This window comes from Mesorhizobium sp. M1217, from assembly GCF_040318275.1.
In the GTDB taxonomy this organism is placed as follows: Bacteria; Pseudomonadota; Alphaproteobacteria; order Rhizobiales; family Rhizobiaceae; genus Mesorhizobium.
On the sequence record NZ_JAMYMA010000009.1, the window covers coordinates 244,470 to 265,146 of the forward strand.

General features: G+C 63.2%; 19 protein-coding genes and 1 riboswitch. Of the genes, 13 read left to right on the forward strand and 6 right to left on the reverse strand.

All coding sequences use genetic code 11. The features are described 5' to 3' along the window. Positions 1–103 precede the first annotated feature (103 nt). The 10 genes from NKH37_RS17820 (at position 104) to NKH37_RS17865 (ending at position 11,841) form a co-directional block, all read left to right on the forward strand. Positions 104–1,078 (forward strand): sugar-binding transcriptional regulator, encoded by a 975-nt coding sequence (locus NKH37_RS17820; protein WP_023676028.1) that lies wholly within the window; start codon positions 104–106, stop codon positions 1,076–1,078. A gap of 44 nt (positions 1,079–1,122) precedes the next feature. Beyond that, on the forward strand, positions 1,123–2,568 hold the full coding sequence (locus NKH37_RS17825; protein ID WP_352493964.1) for an ABC transporter substrate-binding protein: 1,446 nt from the start codon (positions 1,123–1,125) through the stop codon (positions 2,566–2,568). 153 nt (positions 2,569–2,721) lie between these two features. Next, entirely contained in the window at positions 2,722–3,645 is a 924-nt protein-coding gene (locus NKH37_RS17830) for a carbohydrate ABC transporter permease (protein ID WP_023716724.1), read from the forward strand. Positions 3,646–3,654: 9 nt separating this feature from the next. Then, positions 3,655–4,512 carry a carbohydrate ABC transporter permease gene (locus tag NKH37_RS17835; protein WP_023676025.1) on the forward strand — a complete coding sequence of 286 codons (858 nt, stop codon included), beginning with the start codon at positions 3,655–3,657 and terminating at the stop codon, positions 4,510–4,512. Between the two features lie 4 nt (positions 4,513–4,516). Then, positions 4,517–5,635, forward strand: coding sequence for an ABC transporter ATP-binding protein (locus NKH37_RS17840; RefSeq protein ID WP_023716726.1), 1,119 nt, complete (start codon positions 4,517–4,519; stop codon positions 5,633–5,635). After that, positions 5,632–6,756 carry an ABC transporter ATP-binding protein gene (locus NKH37_RS17845; RefSeq protein ID WP_023716727.1) on the forward strand — a complete coding sequence of 375 codons (1,125 nt, stop codon included), beginning with the start codon at positions 5,632–5,634 and terminating at the stop codon, positions 6,754–6,756. The genes NKH37_RS17840 and NKH37_RS17845 overlap by 4 nt, the downstream gene beginning before the upstream one ends. After that, positions 6,756–8,318, forward strand: coding sequence for an FGGY-family carbohydrate kinase (locus tag NKH37_RS17850; protein WP_353004984.1), 1,563 nt, complete (start codon positions 6,756–6,758; stop codon positions 8,316–8,318). Before NKH37_RS17845 ends, NKH37_RS17850 begins: the two co-directional genes overlap by 1 nt. A 7-nt stretch (positions 8,319–8,325) precedes the next feature. Next, positions 8,326–9,366: a 2-hydroxyacid dehydrogenase gene (locus NKH37_RS17855; protein ID WP_352493965.1), complete on the forward strand. Its 1,041-nt coding sequence runs from the start codon at positions 8,326–8,328 to the stop codon at positions 9,364–9,366. Positions 9,367–9,385: 19 nt separating this feature from the next. After that, positions 9,386–10,903, forward strand: coding sequence for a glycerol-3-phosphate dehydrogenase (locus tag NKH37_RS17860; RefSeq protein ID WP_352493966.1), 1,518 nt, complete (start codon positions 9,386–9,388; stop codon positions 10,901–10,903). Then, entirely contained in the window at positions 10,903–11,841 is a 939-nt protein-coding gene (locus NKH37_RS17865; protein ID WP_023716731.1) for a sugar phosphate isomerase/epimerase family protein, read from the forward strand. The genes NKH37_RS17860 and NKH37_RS17865 overlap by 1 nt, the downstream gene beginning before the upstream one ends. Positions 11,842–11,887: 46 nt before the next feature. On the opposite strand, the gene fba is transcribed toward NKH37_RS17865, so the two are convergent. Then, on the reverse strand, positions 11,888–12,952 hold the full coding sequence (gene fba, locus NKH37_RS17870) for a class II fructose-bisphosphate aldolase (RefSeq protein ID WP_352493967.1): 1,065 nt from the start codon (positions 12,950–12,952) through the stop codon (positions 11,888–11,890). 262 nt (positions 12,953–13,214) lie between these two features. Here fba and NKH37_RS17875 point away from each other — a divergent pair, with 262 nt between their 5' ends. From NKH37_RS17875 to derI, 3 genes are read left to right on the forward strand one after another with little or no spacing between them, the layout of a single operon-like run. Continuing rightward, the gene (locus NKH37_RS17875; protein ID WP_352482709.1) at positions 13,215–13,979 is read left to right on the forward strand and encodes a DeoR/GlpR family DNA-binding transcription regulator; all 765 of its coding nucleotides are present in this window, start codon (positions 13,215–13,217) and stop codon (positions 13,977–13,979) included. 11 nt (positions 13,980–13,990) lie between these two features. Continuing rightward, complete coding sequence (locus NKH37_RS17880) at positions 13,991–14,749, forward strand: triose-phosphate isomerase (protein ID WP_352482707.1); 759 nt, start codon at positions 13,991–13,993, stop codon at positions 14,747–14,749. Positions 14,750–14,775: 26 nt separating this feature from the next. Further along, positions 14,776–15,219: a D-erythrulose-4-phosphate isomerase gene (gene derI, locus NKH37_RS17885; protein WP_352482706.1), complete on the forward strand. Its 444-nt coding sequence runs from the start codon at positions 14,776–14,778 to the stop codon at positions 15,217–15,219. On the opposite strand, the gene dhaL is transcribed toward derI, so the two are convergent. The 5 genes from dhaL to NKH37_RS17910 all read right to left on the reverse strand — a co-directional run bounded on the left by dhaL (position 15,216) and on the right by NKH37_RS17910 (position 20,644). Then, positions 15,216–15,854 (reverse strand): dihydroxyacetone kinase subunit DhaL, encoded by a 639-nt coding sequence (dhaL, locus tag NKH37_RS17890; RefSeq protein WP_352845859.1) that lies wholly within the window; start codon positions 15,852–15,854, stop codon positions 15,216–15,218. The two genes, derI and dhaL, sit on opposite strands and share 4 nt — an antisense overlap. 9 nt (positions 15,855–15,863) lie before the next feature. Further along, entirely contained in the window at positions 15,864–16,877 is a 1,014-nt protein-coding gene (locus NKH37_RS17895; RefSeq protein ID WP_352845860.1) for a dihydroxyacetone kinase subunit DhaK, read from the reverse strand. A 63-nt stretch (positions 16,878–16,940) separates the two neighbouring features. Continuing rightward, on the reverse strand, positions 16,941–17,414 hold the full coding sequence (locus NKH37_RS17900; RefSeq protein ID WP_352482699.1) for a 6,7-dimethyl-8-ribityllumazine synthase: 474 nt from the start codon (positions 17,412–17,414) through the stop codon (positions 16,941–16,943). A 76-nt stretch (positions 17,415–17,490) separates the two neighbouring features. Next, a riboswitch (FMN riboswitch) is annotated at positions 17,491–17,637 on the reverse strand. A gap of 128 nt (positions 17,638–17,765) precedes the next feature. Beyond that, complete coding sequence (locus tag NKH37_RS17905) at positions 17,766–20,075, reverse strand: xanthine dehydrogenase family protein molybdopterin-binding subunit (protein WP_352845862.1); 2,310 nt, start codon at positions 20,073–20,075, stop codon at positions 17,766–17,768. Between the two features lie 98 nt (positions 20,076–20,173). Next, positions 20,174–20,644, reverse strand: a complete 471-nt coding sequence (locus tag NKH37_RS17910; RefSeq protein WP_352482698.1) for a nuclear transport factor 2 family protein — start codon at positions 20,642–20,644, stop codon at positions 20,174–20,176. Positions 20,645–20,677 lie beyond the last annotated feature (33 nt).

Sequence of the window (20,677 nt, forward strand, 5' to 3'; positions counted from 1 at the left end):
GCCGGCAAGCTCCCGGACGGAGATTTAAACGCAGCGGTTGCTTGACTCGGGCGACGCCTTGTGAAAAATTTTGCAGCAACTGATAAAAATATCAAGGGCGGAAATGGTTGGTTTTGGCAACGGCCTGCTGCGCGACGACGAGACCGGGATGGCAGCCCGCGCTGCCTGGCTTCACTATGCCGGCGGCCTGACCCAGTCGGAAGTCGCCAAGCGGCTCGGCCTGACCAGCCTCAAGGCGCATCGCCTCATCACCAAGGCCAATCAGGAAGGCCTGGTCAAAGTCTATATCGACGGCGAAGTCTCAGAATGCGTGGAGCTCGAGGACGAGTTGTCCGGCCGTTACGGCCTCGACTATTGCGAGGTGGTCCCGGACTTCGATGCCGAGGACCTGCCGCTCAAGGCGCTCGGCATTGCCGGCGCGCAGTTTCTCAAGCGCGAGATCGAACGCGGCGAAGAGGCGCTGATCGGCGTCGGCCACGGCCGCACGCTTGCCGCCTGCGTGGAATATCTGCCGCGCATATCGGCCGGCAGGATCCGTTTCGTCTCGCTGCTTGGCGGCCTGACGCGCAAGTTCTCGGCCAATCCGCATGACGTCATCCACCGCGTCGCCGAGCGGACTGGTGCGGAAGCCTATGTGATGCCCGTACCGATGTTCGCCAACACGGTCGAGGATCGAACCGTGTTGCTCGGGCAGAAGGGCGTCAGCGATGTCTTCGACCTCGCCAAGTCCGCCGACTTGCTCATCGCCGGCATCGGCACCGCCGAACGTGAGGCCTCGCTTGTCGCTACCGGTATGATCGAGAAGGGCGAGATGGAGGAGATCCGCCGCAATGGCGGCGTCGGCGAACTGCTCGGCCATTTCTTCGACGATGCCGGAAAGGCCGTTGCGACGACGCTTTCCGACCGGGCGCTGGCACTGGCGCGCGAAGACATCAGCAACCGCAGGATTGTCGCCGTCGCCGGCGGCAAGGTGAAGGTTCGCGCCATCAAGTCAGTGCTGGAGGGCCGCTATCTCAAAGGCTTGATAACCGACGAGCGGACGGCGCGATCGCTCGTGGAACAGACGCCGGTCGGGTAGCCGGCAACCATTTCGTTGAAACTACCCTGTGGAGGAGAAGAGAAATGCATGAGAAAGAGAAAGACCTCATCGACGCATTCCTGCGTGGACAAGTCGACCGCCGTGGGCTGATCAAGGGCCTCGGTGCAATGGGCCTTGCCGCCAGCACCGCCGGTACACTGCTCAATTTCGGGCAGACCCGTGCCCTCGCAGCTGATTTCGACTGGCAGGCGCATAAGGGCAAGACCATCAAGCTGTTGCTCAACAAGCATCCTTACGCCGATGCGATGATTGCCAACCTCGACAATTTCAAGAAGCTGACCGGCATGGAAGTCGTCTATGACGTGTTCCCCGAAGACGTCTATTTCGACAAGGTTACCGCCGCGCTGTCGGCCAGCTCGCCCGAATACGATGCCTTCATGACCGGCGCCTACATGACTTGGACCTACGGCCCGGCCGGCTGGATCACCGATCTCAACGAATGGATCAAGGATCCGGCCAAGACCAACCCGAAATATGCCTGGGACGACTTCCTGCCCGGCGTCAAGAATTCTTGCGCCTGGAACGGCCAGCCGGGCGGCGCGCTCGGTTCGGAAGACGCCAAGCAATGGTGCATTCCGTGGGGCTTCGAGCAGAACAACATCACCTACAACAAGGGCATGTTCGACAAGGTCGGCGTCAGCGTTCCCGGCAATATGGATGAAATGGTCGCTACGGCGGCGAAGCTTACCAAGGATGTTGGTGGCGGCGTCTACGGCATCGGCGTGCGCGGCTCGCGCTCCTGGGCAACGATCCACCCGGGCTTCCTGTCGGCTTACGCTAATTTCGACCAGAAGGACCTGAACGTCTCGGCTGACGGCAAGCTGTCGGCCGCGATGAGCACCGCCGAATCCAAGGCTTTCCACAAGCAGTGGGTGCAGATGATCCAGGAGAGCGGCCCCAAGGACTGGTCGACCTACACCTGGTATCAGGTCGGCACCGATCTCGGTGCAGGTGCGTCGGCGATGATTTTCGACGCCGATATCCTCGGCTATTTCATGAATGGCGGCGACAACAAGATGGCCGGCAAGCTCGCCTTTTCGGCGTTCAAGGCCAACCCGGCCGCCAAGGCGCCGACGCCCAATATCTGGATCTGGTCGCTGTCGATGTCCAACTTCTCGAAGGACAAGGACGCCACCTGGTACTTCATGCAATGGGCATCCGGACCCGAGCATGCATTGTTCGGTGCGACCAAGATGGACTTCGTCAATCCGGTTCGTCAGTCGGTCTGGAACGACGAGATGTTCCGCGAGAAGCTGAACAAGAGCTATCCGGGCTACGTCGAGATGTTCGACGTCTCGGCGCCGGGCGCCAGCATCAAGTTCACACCGCAGCCGCTGTTCTTCGATCTCACCACCGAATGGGCGGCGACGCTGCAGAAGATGGTGGCCAAGGAAGTGCCGGTCGACGAAGGCCTCGACAAGTTGGCCGAGAGCATCAACAGCCAGCTCAAGGAAGCCGGGCTCGGCTAAAGCCGCGGCCAAGGCTGGCCCGTCCGCGGGTCAGCCTTTGAGATGTGATACGTTTGCGACGCGGTGCCGAGCGGTACCGCCTGCTCGCCCGACCGGCCGCCTTGCTCCCTTGGGCGGCCGGGACGGCGAAGCAACAGAATGACGGAGCAGCAGATGACTGCGGCGACAATACAAAGAAACAGGCCGTCGGGCTTCAGGATCAGCAAGCGGGTGCTGCCCTATCTCCTTAGCTTGCCGGCCTTGCTGGTCTGCATCGGCATCCTGATCCCGTTCTTCACATCGGTGGTCTATTCTTTCCAGCGCTACCGATTGAGCCAGCCTTGGGCGCGGCAATTCAACTGGGGCGACAACTATATCTCGTTCTTCACCGACCCGAAGTTCTGGAACACGCTGCAGGTGTCGCTGCTCTACGCCGGCATCACCGTCGTGCTCGAGTTGCTTCTCGGTCTCGGCATCGCCATGCTGCTGCAAAAGCGCTCGACGCTGAACAACTTCATCTCGATCATGCTGTTGATGCCGCTGATGACGGCGCCAGCGCTCGCCGCGCTGATGTGGAAGCTGATGACCAATCCCGGCTTTGGCGTGCTCAGCTATCTCGCCAGCCTGATCGGGCTGCAGGATTTCCGCTGGGCCTCGTCGCCCTCGACGGCACTGCTCACCGTCGTGCTTGTCGACATCTGGGTCTACACGCCCTTCATCATGATCCTGCTGCTTGCCGGTCTGCGCAGCCTGCCGACGCAGCCCTTCGAGGCGGCAGCACTCGACGGCGTGCCGCGCAGCTTCGTGTTCTTCCGCATCACCCTGCCGATGCTAACCCCCTATATCCTGACGGCGACATTGTTCCGCCTGCTCGATTCCATCCAGCAGTTCGACATCATCTACGCCATGACCCAGGGTGGTCCGGGCGACACGCTGACCGTGTTCCAGGTCGAGGCCTATCTCAACTTCTTCCAGTCGACCAATGTCGGCCGCTCGGCGGCGCTGATGATCATCCTGTGGGCGATCACCTATTTCCTCTCGAACATCTTCATCAAGAACTGGCTGCGGCTGCGCGAACGCGCCCGCGGCCAGGCATAGGAGGCTGGCATGGAACATACCTCCCTTCTCGAACGCATCCTGCGCGGCATAGCCCTGGCGCTGGTCGTGATCTTCTTCATGTTCCCGATCGTCTGGATCCTGATGATGTCATTCCAGACCAACGAGACAATCCTGCGGATTCCGCCACAGCTTGTCTTCGAGCCGACGCTCGCCAACTACACCGCCTTGATCACCGGCAAGCTGATGACGGCGGCCGGCACGCTCGACATCGCCTTCATGCGCAATCTCTGGAATTCCGTCTTCCTGTCGGTCACCTCGGTTGCCGTCGCGTTGCTGCTCGGCGTGCCGGCCGCCTATGCGTTTGCGCGGCATAAGTTTCGCGGCTCGGAGGACATTGCCTTCACGCTGCTGTCGTTCCGTTTCGCGCCGGCGCTGCTGGTGCTTTTGCCGCTCACCCTCTATTTCCAGAAGCTCGGGCTGGCCAATACCTATATCGGGCTGATCTGGGTCTACCAGCTGATCTGCCTGCCGCTGATCCTGTGGATCGTGCGCGGCTATTTCGAGGATATACCGGCCGACATCGAATACGCCTACCGCATTGCCGGACATTCCTGGTTTGCTACCTTCCGCAAGATCGCGCTGCCGCTCGCCGGCCCAGGCATTGCCGCTGCCGGCCTGCTCGCCTTTATCTTTGCCTGGAACAATTTCGTTTTTGCGCTGGTGCTCGCCTCGGCCGACAAGCAGCCGGTGACGGTCGGCGCGCTCGCCTTCATCACGTCCTCCGGCATCCAGTATGGCCAGATTTCGGCGGCGATCGTGCTGTCGATCACGCCGACCCTGGCGCTCGCTCTCTATGCGCAACGCTATCTGGTCGAAGGCCTGTCGCTTGGCGCGGTGAAAGGATAGTCCGATGGCAAGCCTCGAACTGCGAAACATCGTCAAGCGCTATAAAAGCCAGACCGTTCTCGACAATCTGTCGCTGACCGTCGCCGACGGCGAAACGCTGGTCCTGTTCGGACCGTCCGGCGCCGGCAAGACGGTGCTGTTGCGGCTGGTGGCCGGGGTCATCGACCCCGACGAGGGAAAGATCCTCATCGGCGGCGAGGACATGACCGATCTCGACGCCGAGTTCCGCGGCGTCGGCATGGCATTCCAGAACTTCGCGCTGTTCCCGCATATGACGGCGTTCGACAACATAGCCACGCCTCTGCAGGCGAAGCACTCATCGCAGGGCACGATAAAGACCGGCGTCGAGAGCGTCGCTAAGCTGTTGAAAATCGGCCATGTGCTCAGCCACAAGCCGCGGGCGCTGTCCAACGGCCAGAAGCAACGCACCGCGCTTGCCCGCGCGTTGGTCGGCTCGCCGCCGCTGCTGCTGCTCGATGATCCCTTGCGCAACGTCGATGCCAAATTGCGCTTCGAAATGCGCCTCGAGCTGCCAAGGCTGCTCGCCGATCGTGGCGCGACCGTCATCTACGTCACCCAAGACTACAAGGAAGCGATGGCGCTCGGCGACCGCATCGCGGTGATGTCGCAAGGCGTCGTCAAACAGCTCGGCACGCCCGAGCAGATCTATCGCGAGCCGGCCAATGTCGAGATTGCCCGGCTGTTCGGCGACCCGACCATCAACCTTCTGGACGTCAAGCCGTCGCGGGACGCCAAGGGCATCTATGTCGGCCTGTCCAACGTCCAGGTCCATCTTGCCGGCGCGCATGAGGCGGCGGTCGGCCGTGATTGCGTGATCGGCCTGCGGCCGGAGGCTCTGGCGTTTGTTGATGAAGGCACGCCCGGCGCCATCCCGGTGACGGTCGAGGCTGAGACGCCGCTCAACGAGAAGATCGTCACCCTGGCGCGAACCGTGCGCGGCCGTGAAATCTTGGTCTCGCGTCCGTCCGGGACACCTGGCCAATCCGAGGGCAGGGCGCATATAGCCGTCGACAGCAAAAGCGCCCTGCTGTTCGATCGCGCGAGCGGCGAGCGCATTGGCTCGAAAAACGTCGTCAATTTGCGCAGTGGAGAAGCGGCATGAGCCCAAGCGCAATCACCCTCTCAGGCGTCGACAAGTTCTACGGTCCGATCGACCGCGGTGTGCATGCGGTCAAGAACCTGACGATGGAAATCGCCAAGGGCGAGATCGTGGCGCTGCTCGGCTCGTCCGGTTGCGGCAAGACCTCGACATTGCGTATGATCGCAGGCTTCGAAGAGGTCTCGCGTGGCACCATCGCGGTTGCCGGCCGCAAGGTGCACACGTTGCCGCCGGTCAGGCGCAACGTCGCAATGGCCTTCGAGGGCTATTCGCTCTATCCGCCCCTGACCGTGCGCGAGAACATGGCCTTCGCCCTCAAGGCGGCCAGGCTGGCGAAGAGTGCGGTCGATGCAAAGGTTGCCAACATCGCCAAGCTGCTCGAGATCGAGGACATTCTCGAGCGCTATCCGAGCTCGATCTCCGGTGGCCAGCAGCAGCGCGCCAGCCTCGGCCGGGCGCTGATCCGCGAGGCCGACCTGCATCTGCTGGACGAGCCGATGGGCCAGCTCGAGCCGCAGCTTCGCGCCGTGCTGCGCGGCCGCATCAAGCATTTCATCAAGGAGCGTGGCCTGACCGCGATCCTGGTCACGCACGACCAGACCGAGGCCAATGCGCTGGCCGATCGCATCGCCGTCATGGAGGGCGGCGTGCTGCAGCAGTTCGATACGCCTGACAGGCTCAAGGAACGGCCGGCAAACCTGTTCACCGGCACCTTCGTCGGCGAGCCGCCGATGAATGTCTTCGAGGCCTATGTCGGCACGGCTGCCGACAAGATCAGTCTCAAGCTGCCCGACGGGCTTTCGCTCGACTACGACAAGGACGCGTTCAGCGGCCCAGTTCGCGATGAATTGCTCAACCGGCAACGCGTCGTCATCGGTGTCAGGCCCTATGCCGTCCGCCGCTCCAAGGACGGTGTGCCGGCCACGGTTTCGGCCAATCAATGGCTCGGCGACCAGACCCATATCGCCGCCGACTTCGCCGGCGGCTCGCTGGTTCTGGTCGAACATGACCGGACTCGCCTGGAACTCGGGGCGCCTATCAAGGTCAGCATCGATCCAAAAAACCTGCACGTCTTCGATCAGGCGAGCGGCGACGCCATTTCGCACGGCACGGAGCTTGCCTGATGCGGGATGTGCTGATCGGCATGGACGCCGGCACGTCTGTTATCAAATCCGTCGCCTTCGACACGGCGGGCAGGCAGATCGCGGCAGCCGCGCTGCCGAACAGATACGAGACACTGCCGGGTGGCGGCGCCGAGCAGGACCTAGTCCGCACCTGGGCCGATACCGCGACGACCTTGCGCCAACTGGCCGACAAGGTGCCGGATCTCGCCAGCCGGACCATTGCCATCGCCGTGACCGGGCAGGGCGACGGCACCTGGCTGATCGACAAGGATGGCGAGCCGGTGGCCAAGGGCTGGCTGTGGCTCGACGCGCGCGCTGCCGCCGTCGTCGAGGAGATCCGCGCGCGGCCCGAAGACCGGCTGCGCTTCGAAAAGACCGGCAGCGGGCTCGCTGCCTGCCAGCAGGGGTCGCAATTCGTCTTCATGAAGCGCCACATGCCCGCGATGCTTGCCAATGCAGCGACGGCGTTCCACTGCAAGGACTGGCTTTATTTCAAGTTGACCGGCCAACGCGCCACCGACCCGTCCGAAGGCACCTTCACCTTCGGCGACTTCCGCACGCGCAGCTATTGCGACGATGTTCTTGAGGTGCTCGGCGTCACCGATCTCAGGCATCTGCTGCCGCCCATCGTCGATGGCACCAGGCAAAGCACCGCACTGTCGGCGACAGCAGCCGATGCGACCGGCCTGCTTGCCGGCACGCCGGTCGTTCTGGCCTATGTCGATGTCGCCTGCACGGCGCTCGGCGCCGGCCTGTTCGATCGCGAGCGCAAGCCGGGATGCTCGATAATCGGCTCCACCGGAATGCATATGCGGCTTGCCGAGACGCCGGACGAGGTTCTGCTCAACGAAGCTGCAACCGGCTACACGATGACCATGCCGGCACCGGGCGTCTTTGCGCAGATGCAGTCGAACATGGCGGCAACGCTCAACATCGACTGGGTCCTCGGCCTCGCCTCCGGCATTCTCGCCTCGCAAGGTATCACGCGGACCAATGGCGAGATGATCGCGCTGGTCGACCAGTGGATATCGTCGTCCGAGCCAGGCTCGCTGCTCTACCAGCCCTATGTCTCCGAGGCGGGCGAGCGCGGCCCGTTCGTCGATGCCAATGCCAGGGCCGGTTTCGTCGGCATTTCGTCCAGGCACGGCTATGCCGACATGGTTCGTGCGGTGTTCGAAGGGCTGGCTTTCGCGGCACGCGATTGCTACGCCGCCATGGGGCCGCTGCCCGAGGAAATCCGCCTGACTGGTGGAGCGGCCAGGAGCCCGGCTCTGCGCAAGATCCTGGGTGCTGCGGTCGGCGCCGACATTCGCACCAGCGAGCGCGAGGAGGCCGGTGCTGCGGGCGCTGCGATGATTGCTGCGGTCTGCGTCGGCCAGTACGCATCAATGGACGATTGCGTCAGTGAATGGGTCACGCCTTTGCTCCGTGCGGCCGAACCTAGCGACCGAAAACTTGCCGCTGCCTACGAGGCGATTGTTCCGTCCTACACATTGGCGCATGAGGCGCTGCGGCCGGTCTGGCGTTCGCTGGCCGCATCCAGACAAACTGACGTGAATTGAGAAGAGCATGCCCAACAAAATTGCGATCATCGGCGACCGCTTCATGCTTCCGGAAGTGTTTCGCGAGAAAATCGAAGCGGCCTGCGGCGATAATCTCGACATCCGCACCATTGAGACCGCATGGCCCGACGAGCCGATGGAATTCGGCAATGCGGCGCTCGGCCTCGACAAGGTCAAGGAATATTTCGGTGATCCGGACGAGGTGGTCGATTTTATCGGCGATGCCGAAATCTTCGTCACCCAGCTTGCGCCGCTTTCCGAAACCATGATGCAGCGCTTGCCGGCGCTCAGGCTGGTTGCGGTGTCGCGCGGCGGGCCGATCAACATCGACATGGCTGCCGCCAACGCCCATGGCATCACCGTGGTCAATGTGCCCGGCCGCAACGCCAGCGCGGTGGCCGAGTTCACCATCGGCGCCATTCTCGCCGAGACGCGGCTGATCCGCGTCGGCCACGAAGCCTTGCGCAAGGGCGAGTGGCGCGGCGATCTCTACCGCGCCGACCGCACCGGCCGCGAGCTCAACGAAATGACCGTTGGCGTCATCGGCTATGGCAATATCGGCACCAGGCTGGTTCGGCTGCTGCGCGCATTCGGCTGCCGCATCCTGGTCTCCGATCCCTATGTGCAATTGAGCGTCGAGGACCGCAATGCCGGCGTCGAGCTGGTTGCGCTGGACGATCTCCTGTCGCGCTCCGACGTGGTCACGCTGCATTCCCGGGTCACCGAGGAGACGCGCGGCCTGATCGGCAAGGACGCCATCGCCCGGATGAAGCCCGGCGTGATCTTCGTCAATACCGCGCGCGGACCGCTGGTCGACTACGATGCGCTCTACGAGGCGCTCGTCTCGGGGCAGATCGGCAGTGCCATGCTGGAGACGTTCGCCGTCGAGCCGGTGCCCGTCGACTGGCCGCTGCTGCAGCTCCCGAATGTGACGCTGACGCCGCATATCGCCGGCGCGTCGGTACGCACCGTGACCTACGCAGCCGAGCAGGCGGCCGAGGAAGTGCGCCGCTTCATCGCCGGTCTGCCGCCGGCCAATCCATGCTGACGACAGGGCATAGAGCGAGATGAGCGGTGACAGCGAAATCGTCGACCTCTTCGTCATCGGCGGCGGCGTCAATGGCGCCGGCATCGCGCGCGATGCGGCAGGCCGGGGGCTGTCGGTCATTCTTTGCGAAAAAGACGATCTCGCCGAAGGCACCAGTTCTAGATCAGGAAAGCTCGTCCATGGCGGTTTGCGCTATCTCGAATATTACGAGTTCCGCCTGGTGCGCGAGGCGCTGATCGAGCGCGAGGTACTGCTGGAATCCGCACCGCACATCATCTGGCCGATGCGCTTCGTGCTGCCGCACAGCCCGGATGATCGGCCGGCCTGGCTGGTCCGGCTCGGCCTGTTCCTCTACGACCATCTTGGCGGCCGCAAGCGGCTGCCGGCCACTCGCACGCTTGACCTGCGCACCGCACCCGAGGGCGCGCCGATCAAGGACAGCTTCAAACGCGGCTTCGAATATTCCGACTGCTGGGTCGACGACGCCCGCCTGGTCGTCATCAACGCGCTCGACGCCGCGGAGCGTGGGACCAGGATATTCACCCGCACTGCCTGCACCGCCGCCCGCCGCGAAAACGGCCTGTGGTCGGTGGAGATGCGCGACGGTCGAACCGGCGTCAGGACCACGGTTCGGGCACGGGCGCTGGTCAACGGCGCCGGCCCCTGGGTCAATGACATCATCAATCGCGTCGCTGGCCAGAATTCCAGGCGCAACGTGCGCCTGGTCAAGGGCAGCCACATCGTCGTGCCGAAATTCTGGGAAGGCCGGCAAGCCTATCTCGTCCAGAACAGCGACAAGCGCGTGATCTTCATCAATCCCTACCAGAACGATCTGGCGCTGATCGGCACCACCGACATTCCTTATGACGGGCGGCCGGAAGACGTGACCGCCGACGCCAGCGAGGTCGACTACCTGATTAAGGTGGTCAACCGCTACTTCAAGCGCCAGCTTGCGCGCAGCGACGTCGTCTACTCGTTTTCCGGCGTCAGGCCGCTTTATGACGACAATGCCGACAATCCGAGCGCGGTCACCCGCGACTATATTTTCGAGCTCGACGTGGCGGCGGGACAGGCGCCGCTGCTTTCCGTCTTCGGTGGCAAGATCACCACCTTCCGCAAGCTGGCCGAGCACGCGCTCGACCGCATCGCCCCGTTCTTCCCGAAGATGGGCAAGCCGTGGACCTCGAAAGGACATCTGCCAGGCGGCGATATCGCCAATGCCGATTTCGAGCAGTTCCTCGGTGACCTCGGCCACGAATATCCCTGGATGCCGGCCTCGCTGGTCAAGCATTATGGCCGGCTCTACGGCACAAGGACGCGTGATCTGGTCGGCGCGGCCGGTTCGCTCGCTGAACTGGGGCGGCGCTTCGGCAAGGATTTGTTCGAGCGCGAAGCCAATTACCTGTTCGAGCATGAATGGGCCGAGACGGCCGCCGATATTCTCGAACGGCGCACCAAACACGGACTGCATCTGTCCGCCGCAGAAAGAACCGCCTTCGAAGACTGGTGCTCGAGCCGGCTGGCGAAGGCAGGCTGATGGCCTTTACGCTGTCCCTCAACACCAACCCGCTGGTCAATCGTTTCGCCGAACCGGACGATCTGATCGATGCGATCGCCTACGACATCGGCATCCGCGACGTGCAGCTCACGCATGAATTCGTCAATCCCGGTTGGCCGGCGGCGACGATCGCCAAATTCATCCGCCTGTTCCGCTCCGCTCTCAACCGCACCGGCGTGCGTGTGACCTCCGCGATGACCGGCCCCTACGGCCGGCTCAATCATTTCGGCCATCCCGATGCCGACGTGCGGCGCTATTATGTCGACTGGTTCAAGACCTTTGCCGAAATTTCGGCCGAGCTCGGCGCCCGCGGCATGGGCACGCAATTCGCGATCTTCACTCATCGTGACTATGACGATCCCGAGCGTCGCGCGCGGCTTTTCGAGATCGCGCTGGAATGCTGGCGCGCGGTCGCCGAGCACGCCAAAGCGGCCGGCTTGACCTACCTGTTCTGGGAGCCGATGTCGGTCGGCCGCGAGTTCGGCCATACGATCGAAAGCTGCCGGACGCTGCAGAGCGAGATCGATGCGGCCGGCATGGCGATCCCGCTCAAGATGATGGTCGATATCGACCATGGCGACGTGACGTCGAGCAATCCGGACGACATCGACCCCTATGCCTGGGCCGAAGCCTTTCCAAAGGAATCGCCGATCATCCACGTCAAGCAATCCTCAATGAACAAGGGTGGCCATTGGCCGTTCATTGCCGCCTACAACAAGGACGGCCGCATCACGCCGGAAAAGCTGCTGGACACTGTTCGCCGTGGCGGCGGCGTCGACAATGAGATCTGCCTCGAATTGTCGTTCCGCGAACGCGAGCCCGTCGACCACCAGGTCGTCGCCATGATCCGCGAATCGGTCGACTATTGGGCGCCCTTCATCGAGGCCGGCAGGGCCGGTCTTTTGCCGAAAGCATGATGGATGAGCAGGTGCCGACGCGGCTCCTGCTCAGAACCGGAATATGTCAGCCGAATTTCGGATCGAGACTGCCCGACTTGTAGCGCTTGGCCATTTCCGAGACCGGCAGCGGCTTGATCCTCGGTGCGTTGCCGGCAGTGCCGAACTGCTCGAAACGCTCCTTGCACAGCTTCCGCATGGCGGCCATCGCCGGCGTCAGATATTTGCGCGGATCGAATTCGCTCGGGTTCTCGGTCAGCACCTTGCGGATCGCGCCGGTCAGCGCCATGCGGTTGTCGGTATCGATATTGATCTTGCGCACGCCATGCTTGATGCCGCGCTGGATTTCCTCGACCGGCACCCCCCATGTCGGCTTCATCTGGCCGCCATATTTGTTGATGATCTCCTGCAGCTCCTCCGGCACCGAGGACGAGCCGTGCATGACGAGGTGCATGTTCGGCAAGCGGCGGTGGATTTCCTCGATGACGTTCATGGCAAGCACCGCGCCGTCCGGCTTGCGGCTGAACTTGTAGGCGCCGTGGCTGGTGCCCATGGCGACGGCCAGCGCATCGACACGGGTGTCGCGCACGAACTGTTCGGCCTGAACCGGGTCGGTCAGCAGCTGATCGTGGCTGATGACGCCCTCGACGCCATGGCCGTCCTCCTGTTCGCCGCCGCCCATCTCCAGCGATCCGAGAACGCCGATCTCGCCCTCCACCGACACGCCGCCCCAATGCGCCATATCGACGACGCGGCGGGTGATATCGGAATTATAGCCGTAGTCGGCCGGCGTCTTGCCGTCTTCCTTCAGCGATCCGTCCATCATCACCGAGGTGAAGCCGTACTGGATTGCGGTAACGCAGGTCGCTTCGTTGTTGCCATGGTCGAGATGCATGCAGACCGGGATATCAGGATGGATTTCGACCAGCGCGTCGATCAGCTTGGCCAGCACGACATCGTTGGCGTAGGCCCGCGCGCCGCGGCTCGCCTGCAGGATGACCGGCGATTTGGTCTCCTCGGCTGCCTCCATGATGGCGAGGCCCTGTTCCATATTGTTCATGTTGAAGGCAGGCACGCCATAACCGTATTCGGCGGCATGATCGAGCAATTGTCTCAGTGTGATGCGAGCCACTCAGTAGTCTCCCGTATCCGGTTTCGAGCCAGTGTTTGCGGGCTGTTCGGCTATTGTCGAGCCCGCTAAAGCTTCTGGCCGGATTTCCGCTGCACCGCAACCGCTGGACGCCCGGCCGACAGCAATTCTTGTTACGGCACGCCGTCAGAAGCGTCATGATATCCCAGGCAGATATAACATTATCACAAAAATACTGGTGGCTATGCGACGTTTCCTGTTATATCTCGGAACGTGGTTCGGATTGCACGAGGAAGCCGCGGAAATGAAGAGCGACGGCCGTCGGCAAGGCATCATGGATTTTCTGATGGACACCGGCACCGCCAGTGTCGACGATCTTGCCTCGCGCTTCGGCGTCTCCAAGATGACCGTCCACCGCGACCTCGACGAGCTCGAGGAGGGCGGCTTCCTGCGCAAGGTACGCGGCGGCGCCTCGATTCAGCCGAGCAGCCTTTTCGAGAGCGATTTCCGCTACCGCCAGAGACTGGCCGGCGACGAGAAAAAGCGCATCGCCGCCGCTGCCGTGACGATGATCGAACCGGGTCAGACGGTGATCATCGACGACGGCTCGACCGCGGGCGGCGTTGCTCGGCATCTCGTCGATCTGCGTCCGCTGACGGTGATCTCGAACAATCTGGCTGTCATCCAGGATTTGGCGGGCGTTGCCGGCATCAACCTGATTGCGCTCGGCGGCCAGTACAGCAAGAAGTTTCACGGCTTCTTCGGCCTGCTCGCCGAAGATACACTGAAATCATTGCGCGCCGATGTCGCCTTCCTGTCGTCATCGGCTATCCACGGCGCTTCCGCCTTTCACCAGGATCAGGAAGTGGTCCAGACCAAACGGCTGATGATGGCCGCTGCGGCGCGCAAATATCTGCTGGTCGATCACGGCAAGTTCGGCCGCACAGCCTTGCATTTCCTGACCGATCTCAAGGCTTTCGATACCGTCTTCACCGGCCGCGAGCCGCAGCCGCAGATGCGTGCGGCGCTGGATGGTGACGGCGTGTCGCTGACAGTGGTCGCAGAGTAGGAGGAGCACGCATGGTTTACTGGGTCGGCACCAGCTGGAAAATGAACAAGACGCTCGCCGAGGCGATGGCTTTCACGAGGGCATTGGCCGAGTTCGTCCCCGGTTTCGACGAGCGCATCCAGCCCTTCGTCATCCCACCCTTCACGGCGGTCCGCGAGGTCAAGAAAGCGCTGTCGCCGACGCGCATCAAGGTCGGCGCGCAGAACATGCATTGGGCTGACGCCGGCGCCTGGACCGGCGAGATCTCGCCGGTAATGCTGAAAGACTGCGAACTTGATATGGTAGAGTTGGGCCACAGCGAACGGCGCGAGTATTTCGGCGAGACCGACAAGGCTGTCGGGCTGAAGACCGCAGCGGCGGTGAAGCACGGTCTCGTGCCACTGATCTGCGTCGGCGAGACTTTGGCTCAACGCGACAGCGGGCAGGCGGATACGGTGCTGGCCTTGCAGGTGCACGGCGCGCTGCAGTTTCTCGAAGGCGCGGCCAGGGCGGCGACGATCCTGTTTGCCTATGAGCCGGTCTGGGCGATCGGCGACAAGGGCGTGCCGGCAAGCTCGGACTATGCCGGCAGACAGCAGGCGCTGATCAAGAAAATCGCGCGCGACCTGCTGCCGGCCGTGCCGCCGGTGCTTTATGGCGGCAGCGTCAATCCGCAAAATGCCGCCGAACTGATCGGACAGTCTCATATAGACGGCTTGTTCATCGGCCGTTCCGCCTGGCAGGCGGACGGCTATATAGACATCCTCAAACGCGCCTCAGCGGCGATCTGAACCATCGAACAGGAAGGAAACCGAACATGAAAATAGCCATTGGAGCCGACAGCGCCGGCAAACCGCTGCTCGATGTCATCGCCGCTCACCTCGCCACCAAGCCCGGCCTCACGGTCAGCGATCTCAGCCAGACGGGCTTCTACGCCGACCTGTCACAGAAGCTCGCCCAGACCATCCTGGACGGCGAGAACGATCGCGGCATCCTGTTTTGCGGCACCGGCATCGGCGTATCCATTTCCGCCAACAAGGTTCCCGGCATTCGCGCCGCACTCACCCACGACACCTATTCGGCCGAGCGCGCTGCAAAATCCAACAACGCCCAGATCATCACCATGGGCGCGCGCGTCATCGGCCCGGAATTGGCCAAGTCGATCGTCGATGCATGGCTTGCCTCGGAATTCGATGAGATGGGACCGTCGGCCGGCAATGTCCAGGCGATCGACAGGCTCGATGCAGCGAAGGTCCGTTAAGCCAGACTGTACCGTATCGCTTTGATGATCGTGACGGCCGAGGCAGCGCCGGGATCCATATGCCCGAGCGATCGTTCGCCGAGCCGCGAGGAGCGGCCCTTCGCGGCGATCATATCCTTGGTTGCCTCGGCGCCCCGTTCGGCTGCGGCGAGTGCAGTTTCCAAGCTCTCCAACAGGGTCTTGCCGGCTTCCTGCGCGGCGCCCGCTGCCTGTGCTGCCGGCAGCCAGGCGTCGACCATGGTCTTTTCGCCGAGCTCGGCCTTGCCGCGATCCTGGATGCCTTGCGCCATCGCCCGGAGCATGGCGATGATGTCAGCATCCTCCAGAATTGCCTTGCCTTTGACGGCGGCGGCAGCGCGCATGAAGGCGGTCGCATAGAGTGGGCCTGACGACGCGCCGACGGCGTTGAGGAACGACTTTGCCGCGGTATTGAGCAGCGCCGTCGGTCCGGTCGCCGCGAGGTCGAGTTGCGCCAGCGCCTCGCGTACCGCGCCGAAGCCAAGCGCCATGGCGATGCCGTGGTCGGCGTCGCCGATGACGCCGTCGAGTTGGCAGAGCCTGTCCTTGTCGGCGTCGATCGCCGCCGCGATCTCATCGAACATTCTTTTCAAGCCGGCTGAGTCGATCGAGGTCATGATGCTTTCTCAGCCGGCGCGGAACATGGCGCAGTCGCAGGGATGGTCGAGCATCTCCTGCAATTCGCCGTCGAGATGCATCAGCGTCACTGAGGCGCCGGCCATTTCGAGCGAGGTGCAATAATTGCCGACCCAGGTCGCGTGGACGGAAACGCCGATGTCGTCGAGCCTCTGCTTGACCCGCCGGTTCATGATGTAGAGCTCCATCAGCGGCGTCGAACCGAGCGAATTGACCAGCACGGCGACCTTGTCGCTGCGCGTCGGCGCCATTTCGTCGAGGATCTTGTCCAGCATCTCGTCGGTGATCTCGTCGGCCGTCTTTAGTTTTCCGCGTGCGATGCCCGGCTCGCCATGGATGCCCATGCCGATCTCCATCTCGTCCGGTCCGATTTCGAAATTCGGCCGGCGGGTCTGCGGCAGCGAACAGGGCGAAAGCGCCACGCCCATAGTGAAGGTCTGATCGTTGGCCTTCCTGGCGATACGCTCGCATTCATCGAATGTCAGCATCCGGTCGCATGCGGCACCGACAGCCTTGAAGATGAAGAAATTGCCGGCGACGCCGCGCCGCTTCTGCCTCTGGTCGCGTGGCGCCGAGGCGACATCGTCGGTGGTCAGCACGGTGCGCACCTCGATATCGTCCATCGCCGCCATTTCGGCGGCCATGTCGAAATTCATCACGTCGCCGGCATAGTTGCCGTACATGAACAGCACACCGGCACCGCCGCTGGCCGCTTTGGCGCATTCGAGGATCGGGTCCGGCGGCGGCGAGGCAAAAACGTTGCCGATCGCGGCCGCGTCGGCAAGCCCCTTGCCGACGAAGCCAAGGAAGGTCGGCTCGTGGCCCGAGCCGCCGCCGATGACAAGGCCGACCTTGCCTGGGCGCGGCCCGTCGCGGGCGATGATGGAGCGGGGGCTGCCGTCCGCACTTCGGAGATGGCGCGGATGCGCGGCCAGAATGCCCTCCAGCATCTCGTCGACGGAGCGGTTGCCGTCATTGATGATCTTCTTGGTCTGCACCGGCATCCTCCCTAGTTTTCGTGAGATACTACAGCGCCTTACCGGGATTTCCACCCGGCGACGGAGATTTCACGCCGCGATGCGTTCGCGTGTCGCCAGCAGTTGCACGCAGGCACCGGCCGCCTCTTTGCCCTTGACCCTGAAATGCTCGAAGAAGAAGCGGTGATGGTCAGCGCTGTCATGGTAGTTGTGCGGCGTCAGCACCGCCGAAAGCACCGGCACGCCAGTCGACAATTGCACGTTCATCATGCCGTCGATGACCGCACTCGCCACGAACTCATGCCGGTAGATGCCGCCATTGACGACGAACGCGGCGCCGAGGATAGCGGCATAGCGGCCGGTCTCGGCAAGCATCTTTGCATGCAGGGGAATCTCAAAGGCGCCCGGCACATCGAAGACATCGACGGCAAAGCGTTTCTCCCCGACAACCGCCAGTTCCGCCTCGAATGCTTCAACGCATTGGTCGACGATATCGGCGTGCCAGCGCGCCCGAATGACGGCAACGCGGATCGTTTCATAGTCGTTCTGGGAATGCTGATTCATGGGTCCATCCTTCCGTTTCCAACCAGAATCAGGACGCACGATACGGAGTCCGAACCGCGAAAGCGGACCGTCTTCCATTCGTTCTCTTCCATCCGGACTGTGACCGTCGGCTCCGGAATCTCACCGGATCTGCTGACCCCTCCGGCTAACCGGAAAGCGCTCGCGGGCTTGGGCCGAGACCCTTACCGCCGGTGGGGACTTTCACCCCGCCCTGAGAACATTGACGGCGTTTGTATGGAAGGACCGGATAGCGCTGTCAACCACCAACGTCGTCGCCGATGGCGCAGAAATGGCCATCCGGTCCGACTTGGTCACCCTTGAGGGCGAGGGAGGCGCTGATAAGTTGCAGCATCAAATGGCGATCACGGGCAAGGCAGGCAGCACCTTGTCCAAGGTGATGGGAAATTCACGCACACGCACTCCGGTCGCGTTGTAGACGGCGTTGGCGACAGCAGCCCCCGCACCGCAGACGCCGAGCTCGCCGAGGCCCTTCGCGCCAAGCGGATTGGCCTTGTCGTCGTCTTCCTCGAGGAAGACGACTTCCATCTCGGGGACGTCGCCATTGACCGGCACATGATACTCGGCAAGATCGTGATTGACGAAGTGGCCGTAGCGCGGGTCGAGCACCGTCTGCTCCATCAGCGCCGCACCGATCCCCCAGGTCATGCCGCCGATGATTTGCGAACGCGCGGTCTTGGCGTTGAGGATACGGCCCGCGCCGATCACTGCCAGCATCCGGCGCATGCGGATTTCACCGGTATCGCAATCGACAGCGACCTCGGCGAAATGCGCTCCGTACGAATGCTGCGAATAAGTCTTGTATGACTGGGTGGTGGCGCCTGCGGCTACGGAGCCTTCGGCCTCGAACCCGTCGGGAGCGATCCCTCGGATGAGATCGGCCAGGCTCGCCGACCGCTGGCCGATCCTGACTTCGCTGTCGGCAAATCTTGCCTCGGTGGTGTTCGCGCCGCGCAACGGCGAGGCCTCGCTCGACTGCGCCGCGTCCAGGATCCGTTCCTTGAGGGCGTTGCACGCATTATACAGGGCCGAACCCGCGCTTGCTGCGCCCCAGGACCCGCCGGAGCCGGCGGTACGCGGGAAACGGCTGTCGCCGAGCTCCACCTTGACAGACGAGATCGGCACGCCGAGGCTCTCGGCGGCAATCTGGGTCAGGATCGTATAGGTGCCGGTCCCAATATCGGTCATGTCGAGCCGCGCCGTCACCCGACCGTCCCGGTCGATCGCAACTCGCGCCGTCGCCGCGCCGATGTAGTTCGGACGGATCGCCGCCGCCATGCCGTAGCCGATGAGCTTCCGGCCCTCCCGGGTTCGGCCCGGTGTCGGGTTTCTCCGCTTCCAACCGAAACGGCGGGCGCCTTCCTCCATGCAGGCGACGAGATTGCGGGTGGAGAACGGCACTCCGCGCTCGGGATCCTGAGCCGGTTCGTTGCGGATCCTGAGTTCGATCGGGTCCAGGCCGACCTGCTCGGCGAGTTCATCCATGGCGCATTCGAAAGCCAGCATGCCGGGCGCTTCGCCGGGCGAGCGCATCCATTCGCCGCGGTTGATGTCCAGCGGAACCAGGCGATGGCGGGTGAGACGGTTCGGCGCCGCATAGAGCGAGCGCGCAAAAACTGCCGTTTGTTCGCAGTACTCCTCGAAGCTGGACGTCGCGGACCAGACATCGTGCGCGATCCCGGTGAGCCGCCCATCGGTATCCGCGCCGAGACGTACCTGTTGGATCATCTCTGCACGGTGACCGGCATTGGCGAACATCTGTTGCCGCGTCAGCGCGATCTTCACGGGGCGCTGCAGGACCTGCGCTGCAAGTGCGGCCAGGATCGTATCGGCATGGGCAATCAGCTTGGAGCCGAAGCCCCCGCCGGTGAAAGGGCTCACGATGCGCACCCGCTCGAGCGGGATGCGAAGCGTGCTGGCGACGCCGGCCCGGAAGTTCGCGAGGGTCTGCGCCGATGTACGGATCGTCAGCTCGTTGCCTGACCAGGCGGCGAGCGTCGCATGCGGCTCCATCGGATTGTGATGTTCGAAGGGGGTCCGGTAAGTGGCATCGATCTTGATCGGCGCCGTCGCAAAGGCGCGCTCGAAGTCGCCGACCACGCTGTCGGTCTCGAAGCCGGCATTGGTCCGCTTTGGCGCGTAGGAGTCGGCGATATGTCCCGGTAGATCGTAGAGGCCCGGCTCCTCGTCGTAGCGCACTCTGATGAGGCCCGCAGCAGCGCGTGCCGCCTCGAATGTCTCCGCAACGACCAGCGCGACCGGCTCGTCGCAATACCGCACCCGATCGCTGTTGAGCGCGGGCCGGGCGCGGGTGAAGACCTCCGGCACCGTCGGCGTGACCGCCGGGCCGAAATCCGGCTGGGCCGGCGCATTGCGGTGCGTCATGACGAGCAGCACTGCCGGCGCCCGTTCGGCTTCGGTCGTGTCGATCTCGGCGATGCGGCCCTTGGCGACGGCGGCGCCGAGAATGTAGCCATAGGCTGTACCATCCAGCTCATTCTCGTAAGCGTATGTGGCGCCGCCCGTCACTTTGAGCGGACCGTCGATGCGGTCGATCGGCCTCCCGATGATGCCAGCACCGGGACGCGGTTTCACTCTTGAATGGGTGGCGGAGCCGGGCAGTCCGGGTATGGTCTCGTTCATAAGTCACCTAAAGATTTTCATTTGGAGTTCGGAAGCATCGAGGCCGCGACGACGCCTCTTTCCTCGCACCTTCATGTTCGTCGCGCAGCGGCCGGAGCTCACGCGGCGATCTCGCCGAAATACTCGCGAAACTCGACCAGCTTCCCTGTCGGGCCGGCGCGCATGAAGATCGCATGCAGGCCAGTGTAGGGCGCGCCGCTGATTGTCCCGCTCCCGCGATCGCAGACGATGACCCAGTCGGCGGCGAAGAGCTTGAGATCGACGGTCGATTTCGTGATCCTGTTTCCTTGCGCTTGATGCGCGGCGGTCCAGGCTGCGAGTGCCGGCTTGCCGTCTGGCGGTCCGTGTCGGCCTCGTTGCTCGCCGACAGGGAATTGGAAGGTCATCGTCTCATCGCAACAATCAAGGAATGCCGTCCAGTCGCCGGAGGCCCAGCCGGCAAAGAAGGCGTCGACGGCGGCCTCGAGCACGTGACGAGCTCCCGGGTCGGATGTGGCGCCCCAAGCTGCGGCGGCAGAAACAAAAAGGCCGCCACCCGCGGCGGTAACGGCGCGTCGCGTGAGTTTCATATCGATCTCCTGCTCGTCGCCTGCATCTGGGAA

Bases quoted from the DNA above. Each gene is read 5' to 3' on its own strand.
- NKH37_RS17820 (WP_023676028.1), top strand. From the start codon at position 104: ATGGTTGGTTTTGGCAACGGCCTGCTGCGCGACGACGAGACCGGGATG.
- NKH37_RS17825 (WP_352493964.1), top strand. From the start codon at position 1,123: ATGCATGAGAAAGAGAAAGACCTCATCGACGCATTCCTGCGTGGACAA.
- NKH37_RS17830 (WP_023716724.1), top strand. From the start codon at position 2,722: ATGACTGCGGCGACAATACAAAGAAACAGGCCGTCGGGCTTCAGGATC.
- NKH37_RS17835 (WP_023676025.1), top strand. From the start codon at position 3,655: ATGGAACATACCTCCCTTCTCGAACGCATCCTGCGCGGCATAGCCCTG.
- NKH37_RS17840 (WP_023716726.1), top strand. From the start codon at position 4,517: ATGGCAAGCCTCGAACTGCGAAACATCGTCAAGCGCTATAAAAGCCAG.
- NKH37_RS17845 (WP_023716727.1), top strand. From the start codon at position 5,632: ATGAGCCCAAGCGCAATCACCCTCTCAGGCGTCGACAAGTTCTACGGT.
- NKH37_RS17850 (WP_353004984.1), top strand. From the start codon at position 6,756: ATGCGGGATGTGCTGATCGGCATGGACGCCGGCACGTCTGTTATCAAA.
- NKH37_RS17855 (WP_352493965.1), top strand. From the start codon at position 8,326: ATGCCCAACAAAATTGCGATCATCGGCGACCGCTTCATGCTTCCGGAA.
- NKH37_RS17860 (WP_352493966.1), top strand. From the start codon at position 9,386: ATGAGCGGTGACAGCGAAATCGTCGACCTCTTCGTCATCGGCGGCGGC.
- NKH37_RS17865 (WP_023716731.1), top strand. From the start codon at position 10,903: ATGGCCTTTACGCTGTCCCTCAACACCAACCCGCTGGTCAATCGTTTC.
- NKH37_RS17875 (WP_352482709.1), top strand. From the start codon at position 13,215: ATGAAGAGCGACGGCCGTCGGCAAGGCATCATGGATTTTCTGATGGAC.
- NKH37_RS17880 (WP_352482707.1), top strand. From the start codon at position 13,991: ATGGTTTACTGGGTCGGCACCAGCTGGAAAATGAACAAGACGCTCGCC.
- derI (WP_352482706.1), top strand. From the start codon at position 14,776: ATGAAAATAGCCATTGGAGCCGACAGCGCCGGCAAACCGCTGCTCGAT.
- dhaL (WP_352845859.1), bottom strand. From the start codon at position 15,854: ATGACCTCGATCGACTCAGCCGGCTTGAAAAGAATGTTCGATGAGATC.
- NKH37_RS17895 (WP_352845860.1), bottom strand. From the start codon at position 16,877: ATGCCGGTGCAGACCAAGAAGATCATCAATGACGGCAACCGCTCCGTC.
- NKH37_RS17900 (WP_352482699.1), bottom strand. From the start codon at position 17,414: ATGAATCAGCATTCCCAGAACGACTATGAAACGATCCGCGTTGCCGTC.
- NKH37_RS17905 (WP_352845862.1), bottom strand. From the start codon at position 20,075: ATGAACGAGACCATACCCGGACTGCCCGGCTCCGCCACCCATTCAAGA.
- NKH37_RS17910 (WP_352482698.1), bottom strand. From the start codon at position 20,644: ATGAAACTCACGCGACGCGCCGTTACCGCCGCGGGTGGCGGCCTTTTT.